Annotated in this window: 9 protein-coding genes; 7 read left to right on the top strand and 2 right to left on the bottom strand. The window is 62.3% G+C overall.

What is annotated here, in order from left to right; genetic code table 11:
* The 4 genes from EN993_RS27975 to EN993_RS27990 all read left to right on the top strand — a co-directional run.
* A partial coding sequence (locus EN993_RS27975; RefSeq protein WP_164757851.1) for a Gfo/Idh/MocA family oxidoreductase occupies positions 1 to 637 on the top strand: 637 nt, incomplete at its 5' end.
* 13 nt (positions 638 to 650) lie between these two features.
* A complete protein-coding gene (locus EN993_RS27980; protein ID WP_126068101.1) occupies positions 651 to 1625 on the top strand; it encodes an ABC transporter permease in 975 nt (324 codons plus the stop codon).
* Positions 1622 to 2428, top strand: coding sequence for a creatininase family protein (locus tag EN993_RS27985; protein WP_127265382.1), 807 nt, complete (start codon positions 1622 to 1624; stop codon positions 2426 to 2428). The genes EN993_RS27980 and EN993_RS27985 overlap by 4 nt, the downstream gene beginning before the upstream one ends.
* A complete protein-coding gene (locus tag EN993_RS27990; RefSeq protein WP_127265383.1) occupies positions 2428 to 3954 on the top strand; it encodes an aldehyde dehydrogenase family protein in 1527 nt (508 codons plus the stop codon). Before EN993_RS27985 ends, EN993_RS27990 begins: the two co-directional genes overlap by 1 nt.
* Positions 3955 to 4074: 120 nt before the next feature.
* Here the strand turns inward: EN993_RS27990 and EN993_RS27995 are convergent, their stop codons facing one another.
* Both EN993_RS27995 and EN993_RS38020 read right to left on the bottom strand, forming a co-directional pair.
* Entirely contained in the window at positions 4075 to 5637 is a 1563-nt protein-coding gene (locus EN993_RS27995) for a GMC family oxidoreductase N-terminal domain-containing protein (RefSeq protein WP_127265384.1), read from the bottom strand.
* A 338-nt stretch (positions 5638 to 5975) separates the two neighbouring features.
* Positions 5976 to 6230 carry an FAD-dependent oxidoreductase gene (locus EN993_RS38020; RefSeq protein ID WP_245468990.1) on the bottom strand — a complete coding sequence of 85 codons (255 nt, stop codon included), beginning with the start codon at positions 6228 to 6230 and terminating at the stop codon, positions 5976 to 5978.
* Here EN993_RS38020 and EN993_RS38025 point away from each other — a divergent pair.
* The 3 genes from EN993_RS38025 (at position 6224) to EN993_RS28010 (ending at position 7263) form a co-directional block, all read left to right on the top strand.
* A complete protein-coding gene (locus EN993_RS38025; RefSeq protein ID WP_245468989.1) occupies positions 6224 to 6604 on the top strand; it encodes an NAD(P)-binding domain-containing protein in 381 nt (126 codons plus the stop codon). The two genes, EN993_RS38020 and EN993_RS38025, sit on opposite strands and share 7 nt — an antisense overlap.
* Positions 6601 to 6876: an NAD-binding protein gene (locus EN993_RS28005; RefSeq protein ID WP_164757852.1), complete on the top strand. Its 276-nt coding sequence runs from the start codon at positions 6601 to 6603 to the stop codon at positions 6874 to 6876. Before EN993_RS38025 ends, EN993_RS28005 begins: the two co-directional genes overlap by 4 nt.
* Before the next feature lie 108 nt (positions 6877 to 6984).
* Entirely contained in the window at positions 6985 to 7263 is a 279-nt protein-coding gene (locus tag EN993_RS28010) for a hypothetical protein (protein WP_109661480.1), read from the top strand.
* Positions 7264 to 7341: the final 78 nt, after the last annotated feature.

Consider the following 7341-nt stretch of genomic DNA (forward strand, 5'->3'; position numbering starts at 1 on the left):
GCGCTATTGCGAAGCCGCGGCAGCGGTGAAATCCGGGCGGATCGGCGAGCCGATCCACGGCAGCAGCGGCCGTTTCACCAATCGCGAAGTTGGTCTTCGCATGAACGGAAACTCGAGCGTCTGCTTCTACCTCGGCGTCCACGACGTGGATGCGCTGCAGTGGATCTCGGGTTCGGACATCATCGCCGTCTACTCCCGCCCGGTCGCCAAGCTCATGCCTTCGCTCGGGGTTCGATCCGAAGATGCAATCTTCTCCACCGTCGAGCTGTCGAACGGAATGAGCGGACAGCTCTACTTCGGCTGGACGCTGCCATCGACCGCTCCGACCGGCATCTGGGCCCGCACGGAAATCATCGGCACCGAGGGCATGATCGACCTCGACGTGCGCGACCACGGTCTGCGCATTCTGTCGCGGGGACAGTGGTCGCAGCCCGACGCCCTGCATTGGCCGACCGTCAATGGCCGTATCACCGGGGATCTCTTCGAGGAGGTCCATCATTTCATTTCGGCGGTTCGCGACGACACCCCCTTCGTGATGCCGGTCGGCGATGCCCTGCGCGCCGTCGCCGTCAACGATGCAATCCTGCGCAGCGTCAAATCAGGCCTGCGCGAACCGGTCGAAGACTGGCACATCTGATGAGAGAACCGTCATGACCCGCCAACAGAACATCTGGTGCAGGCGCTTTCTCGATCTCTCGCCGTTGATCCTGCTGGTCATCCTGCTGGCGATCTTCGCGCTCATCGACGCCCGCATCGTTTCGACTGCCAGCCTCATCAACATCGTCGCACAGGCGACCCCGATCGCCATCCTGGCGCTTGGCGCCCTGATCGTTCTGCTGACGGCGGGCATCGACCTGTCCGCTGGCGTCGGCGTCGCCTTCTGTGCCGTCTTCATCGCCAGCCTGATCGACGGCGGTGCCGGCCTGCCGCTTGCCCTTCTCATCGGCCTTGCCGTGATGGTCGTGATCGGCCTCGCAAACGGCGCCGTTATTGCCCTGTTGAAAATACCACCATTCGTGACGACGCTGGCCACAATGGTCGCGTTGCAGGGCGCAACGCTTGCCGTTGCCTCCAAAGGCGTCCTGATGCTGAAGGATCCGACGCTCCGCGCTGTCGGCATCGAGCGCAGCTTCGGCATTCCCAACGTCATCTTCGCAACGCTGCTGATCATCGCCGTCGCAGCAATCCTGATGCGGCACAGCCGCTTCGGGCTGCGTACCTATGCGCTCGGGTCGGATGCCGGAGCCGCGGAACTTGCCGGCATCCCGGTGAGGAAACACACGATCCTCGTCTATTGCGCCTCCAGTACCTTCGTCTTCCTGACGGCTGTGATCATGATCAGCCGGGTACCGGTCGTGACGCCCAATATCGGCGGCACCTCGCTGCTTCTCGACGCGATCGCCGCGGCCGTGCTTGGCGGCACCAGTATTTTCGGCGGCAGGGGAACGGTGTGGGGCGCGGTCGTCGGCGCGCTGATCGTCAGCCTGCTGACGACGGCGCTTCGGGTGTTCGGCACGGACCCTTCCAGCCTCGAACTCTACAAGGGGGCAATCATCATGGTCGCTCTTCTGGCCGATTCCGGCATGACCTACGCCAAGGCCCGGCTTGTCGAGGCCGCACGATGAGCGAGCCAGTTCCGGCCTTGCCGATCCCGCCCGGGTCCAGCTTTGCGCTGATGACCTCGCCGGATACGGAAAGACACGCGACAGCCGGCGTGCATAAACCCGTCGTCATTCTGCCGCTCGGCGCCGTCGAGCAACATGGCCCGCATCTGCCGCTCGGCGTCGATTGCTGGCTTGCGGAAGCGGTTGCTCTTGCCGCAGCGGAAGGACAGGCCTCCATCCGTGTCGCCGAACCTGTCGCCTATGGCTCGTCCGAGCATCATCGCTCCTTCTCCGGCACGATGAGCCTCAGCCCGCAGACCTTCATCGCCGTTCTTGTCGATCTCTGCACCTGCCTTGCCGAAGACGGCTTCCTGCCGGTCATGCTGAACGGCCACGGCGGAAACCGCGCCGCCATCCAGGTGGCGATCACCACCCTTGGCCAGCGCGGCATCGTCACGGCGGGGTTCTCGTATTTCGATCTCATCGCCGACGTGGCGGCGGAGGCCCTGCCCGATGCCGCCACGGGCACTGGTCATGCCTGCGCGCTTGAAACGTCGTTGATGATGCATGTGCTTGGCGTCAGCGTTCGCCGCGATCTCATCCCGCAAGGCGGCACCCCGCCATCCTGGCCGGATCCTCACCTTTACGCCGCGCCGGCCGTCACCGTCTGGCGCCGTTTCGAAGCCATCCGCGACAACGGCGTCATCGGCACGCCATCGCAGGCGAGCGCAGAGGCCGGCAGCAGACTTTTCATCGCAGCCGTGGAGCGCAGCCGCGTTGCCATTTTGAACATCCAATCCGAATTCGGCCAAAGGAACGCATGATGACAGTTCATTTCAAATCTTCTCTCGACGGTCCCAACCTTCGCGGCATGGCGATCGTCTCGGAGCCGGAAGCAGCCGCCCGCATCGGCATCAACCGCATCGGCGGCGAGTGGATTGCCGGCAGCTCCGGCAAGTTCCTGAAAATCGACAGCCCATCGACGGGCGAGCATCTCGGCTATCTCTCACTTTCCACCCGCGCCGATGTCGGCCGCGCGGTGAAAGCCGCCGAAGGCGCACGCGAGGCCATGCGCAAGATGGGGACCTTCGCGCGCGCTCAACTGTGCATGCGCATTGCCGACGCGATCGACAGGCGCGCCGAGGAACTGGCGCGCCTGCTCTGCCTGGAACAGGGCAAGCCCTTCCACAGCGAGGCAAAGGCCGAGGCCTCGGCAGCAGCTCTGGGTTTCCGCAATGCGGCAGAGCAGATGAAGTGGCTGGAGACGGCGGCGTTTCCGCTTGCCGATGCCAACAAGCGCGCCTTCAGCTTCCTGCAGCCGAAGGGCGTCTTCGCCATCATCACGCCCTGGAATTTCCCGCTCGCCCTGCCCTGCCTCTATTATCTCGGACCGGCCGTCGCAACGGGCAACACCGTCGTCTGGGTGCCCGCGCCGACGACATCGCTGATTGCCACGGCACTTGTCGAATGCTTCATCGAGGCGGGCCTGCCGGATGGCGTCATCAATCTCGTTCTGGGTGACGGTGCGGAGGTGGGCGACGAGGCGGTCGTTCATCCGGGCACCCATGCCATCGGCTTCACCGGCAGTTCCGCCACCGGCGCGACGATCGCCCGGCGTGGCGCGGGCAAGCCGCTTCTGCTCGAAATGGGCGGCAACGGTCCGACCATCGTCCTGGCCGACGCCGATATCGACATGGCCGCCGCTCAGGTGGGAGCCGGCTGCTTTGCCAATGCCGGGCAGATCTGCACGGCCACCGAACGCGTGCTGGTGCACAAATCCATCCATGACCGTTTCATCGAAGGTCTCGTGAAAGCGGCTTCGAAGGTAAAAATGGGCGACCCTTTCGATCCCGCGACCACGATGGGTCCGATCAACAATGCGGTGGCCGTCGACAAGGTGCTCAGCCACATTGCCGACGCCCGCGCGCGTGGCGCCGATATCGTCACCGGCGGCAATGTGGCATCAGGTTTTGCCACCAATCTCTATTTCGAGCCGTCGATCGTCACAGGACTGACCCGGGAAAGCCTGCTCAATATCGAGGAATCCTTCGGGCCGATTGCACCCGTGCTGACCTTCGAGACCGACGAGGAGGCGATGGAACTTGCGGCGTCCAGCCCCTACGGCCTGTCGGCCGCGGTCTTCACCAGCGCCATCAAGAATGCCTTTGCCTATGCTGAAAGCTTGAAGGTCGGCATCGTCAACATCAACGAGATGAGCTGCTATTGGGAGCCGCACATCCCTGCCGGCGGCGCAGCCGGGACGCAGAGCGGCCTCGGTCGCACCGGGGGTCGGCACACGCTGATGGAAATGTGCGACCTGAAGACGATCACCGTGGATGTCACTCGCTGACACCCAACGCCCGCGCCTAGAGCCGCATGATGTCGTCCGAAAACCGCTTCGCACTTTTCGGCATCATGCTTTTGTGCGCGGGCCTGCCCTCGCGCCCGTATGCCGTTCGGCAGCGAGCTGTCAGATGGATCGGCGCAGCCTGTCGGCCATTTTCTCGCCAATCATGATCGAGGTGAGGTTGGTGTTTGCCTGGCAATCGAGCGGCATGATCGACGCATCGATAACCCGCAGCCCTTCAAAACCGTAGACCCGGCATTCCGGATCGACCACGGCCTCGCCGGGCCGTCCCATGCAACAGCCGCCAATCCCATGCTGCGCATCGGAAGACTGCGCCAGCAGGAAATTGTCGACCTCTTGGTCACTTGCCGTTTCAAGCCATGACAAAGGCAGATCGGAATCCCCCAGCAGGACGCGCTCGGCGATCTCCTGGATCGGCGCCTGCCGGGCAATCTCGCCAAGGTGGCGATAGGCGATACGCATGCGCTGAATATCCATCGGATCGTCCAGCATGTTCTCTTCCACGATCGGCTGGTCGAAGGGATTAGCGGAGCGCAGCTGCACGGTGCCGCGGCTCTTGGCCTCCATCAGGATCAGATTGACCATGGCCTCGCCGAACTGGGCGCTGTCGGATTCCACACCAATGCCGCCATGGTTCATGGCGACGTAGAGAATGTCGTCGCGCTCGGCACTCGGCACGCCGGAACTCATCCGCACACAGCAGTTGGTATGCCGCGCATCGACATCGGTCGCCTTGAATTCGGGCTTCAGCTTCAGTTCGATGCGGCAATAAGGATGGTCGAAAAATCCTTCGCCGACCGGCAGGTCGGCAAGCACCTCGATGTCCTTTCGGTTCAAGAGAGCCGCCGGGCCGATGCCCGAGCGCTGCAGGATGACCGGAGAGTGGATGGCGCCGGCCGAGAGGATGACCAGCGGCGCCTCGAATTTGCGAACCTGACCGGCCACGATGGCCAAAACGCCGATCGCCGTCTTGCCATCGAAAAGCACCTTGTCGACCGTCGCCTGCCCGATGATGGTGAGGTTCCGCCGGTCGCGGGCAGCTTCCAGATAGCCGTCATTGACCGACACGCGCTTACTGTCTCGACTGTTGATCGGATAGGTGCAAGCCCCTTCAGCGTCCGGAGCATTGAGATCGTCATGCCAGGGATGGCCGAGAGCCATCGCGCTTTGCCGCATGGCCTTGTCGACACTCCCCCAGCTTTCGACGGGCGCGCGGTAGATTGGAATCGGGCCATCGCTGCCGTGAAAATTGGCCGCGATCGGGTCATCCTCCAGGCGGCAGAAGAAGGGCAGCACGTCGGCTCCCGACCAGCCCTTGCATCCGATTTCCTCCCAGCGGTCGAATGCATGCAGCACGCCGCGAATGGCAATCTGCCCATTGACGGCCGTCGAACCACCAAGCCCCTTGCCGCGCCAGTAGACCCGATGCTCCTGCCACTTCGTGCGGCGAGCCATCAGGTCGGGATACATGTATTGTTGCTGAAAATGATCAGGAAGCAGCAGGTTGAAGGGATTTGGACTCTCCATCTCGGCAGGCTGCTCGCCGCTCCGGTAGTCCGGCCCCGCTTCCAGCAAAAGCACGGTCGTGGCCGCATCTTCGGTTAGCCGGGCGGCAAGAACAGCCCCGGCGGCGCCGGCTCCGACAACGATGACATCAAAGGGCATGCCGCACTCCCCGGATCCGACCAATGCACGGCTGGCTTGACCGCGACATCATTTTGATTTCACTTTGTGCACCATCATCTGCCGGCATTCAGGCTCAGCGACGGACGCCGGAACCGATTTAGCCGCCATTGCACGACGGCAAGATCACCATGATTTGTTTTATATGTAAATATGATTTCGTATATGAACCCGCCAGAAATGCTCCTTTTGTCTGTCAACCCCGTGAGGAGATCGATGTACCGCCGGACCCATGGAACGCATCAAAATTCGTTCCGAGCGGGTTCGATCGGTCAACTCATGACCGCCGGATCGAACCCGAATCAGGAAGCCGACCACGGCTACGCCAAATGCGCCGGCGAAATATCCCTTTCGGATAGTCCATTCGCGATCAGGTCAGCAGGCAGGCATCCCGAAACAATCAGGTCGGCTGCGGCACGGCCAAGGGCCGGGGCCATCATGATTCCATAACCGCCCTGACCTGCAAGCCAGAAGAAGTCGGGCGCCGCAGCGTCGTACCCCAGCACGGGCGCCTGGTCGGCCACGAAGGAGCGCAGGCCCGCCCAGCGCTTTGCGATATGGCTGACGGTTGCCAGCGTCTCGCGCTGCTGGTGCGCGCGATGTTGCCGATATTGCGGAGATCGTCTTTGCCAGCCTGCCCAGCCCGCAGATCCTGGAAAAGGTCGTGCTCGGCGACGGCGGCATCGCCGAGGGCAAGGCGGTTCGCATCTTCGTCGACATCTCGACGACCGGTCCGCGAATGGCCGCCAAGGTTGCCGAAGGCCTTTCAGCCAGGAGCATCGCCATGATCGATGCGCCCGTCAGCGGAGGGTTGAAGGGCGCGCGCAATGGCACGCTCGCCGTCATGGTGTCGGGACCGAAGTCTGCCTTCGAAATGGCAAGGCCGGTGATCGAGAATTCGGCCGGATATTCTTCATGGGCGAGGTTCAGGGCTCCGCCCAGACCATGAAGCTTGCCAACAACCTGCTTGCGGCGGCAGCACTTGCGATCTCATCCGAAGCGGTCGTGATGGGCGTCAAGGCGGGCCTCGATCCCAAGGTGATGATCGACGTCATCAACGCCTCGAGCGGCCGCAACAGCACTTCAGTTCGATTTGGTGTCGAATTCGACCTTGCATCGCTGGCCGGCGGGCAAACGGCTGCCGGCGTGACCCGCGCCACATTTAGAAAGCGCTGCAGACAGCAACGCGGACGTGTCACACACGATTGCTTAAGCCCATAGGCGTGCGCGGTTAGTCGAAAATCCGTGTGAACTACCTCATAGTTTAATGCGACACGAAGCGTATCTTCATTAGCATAGTTGCATATTTTGTCACACAGGAGGAAAGCAGTGGCTCGTCCACAGCGCGACATGCGCGGCTATCTAACCGGCTACGGCGGGCCTTTGGCAACCCGAGTTGAGGTGTTTGAGGCCGAGGGCGAATGGTTCGTGCGCATTATCGAACGCGACGAGGAGCGCACCTACTCTTTTGTGCTGAAATCTTTTGCCATGGCCTTCGCGGAGAACCAAAGGATCCACATAAAGCCTCCCACGATCGTGCGGCTGGAGCGTAACCCGTCTCTCCTGTTCGCACATGCCAGATTCACGGCGGCGAATGATCGATTCTAAGATGTCGCGAGACCCGGATCCCGCCTGAACCTCTTCCGCGATCACGCCATAACCCAGCGATACTAAATAGATATGTTG

Source organism: Mesorhizobium sp. M7D.F.Ca.US.004.01.2.1 (assembly GCF_003997785.1).
Lineage (GTDB): Bacteria > Pseudomonadota > Alphaproteobacteria > Rhizobiales > Rhizobiaceae > Mesorhizobium > Mesorhizobium loti.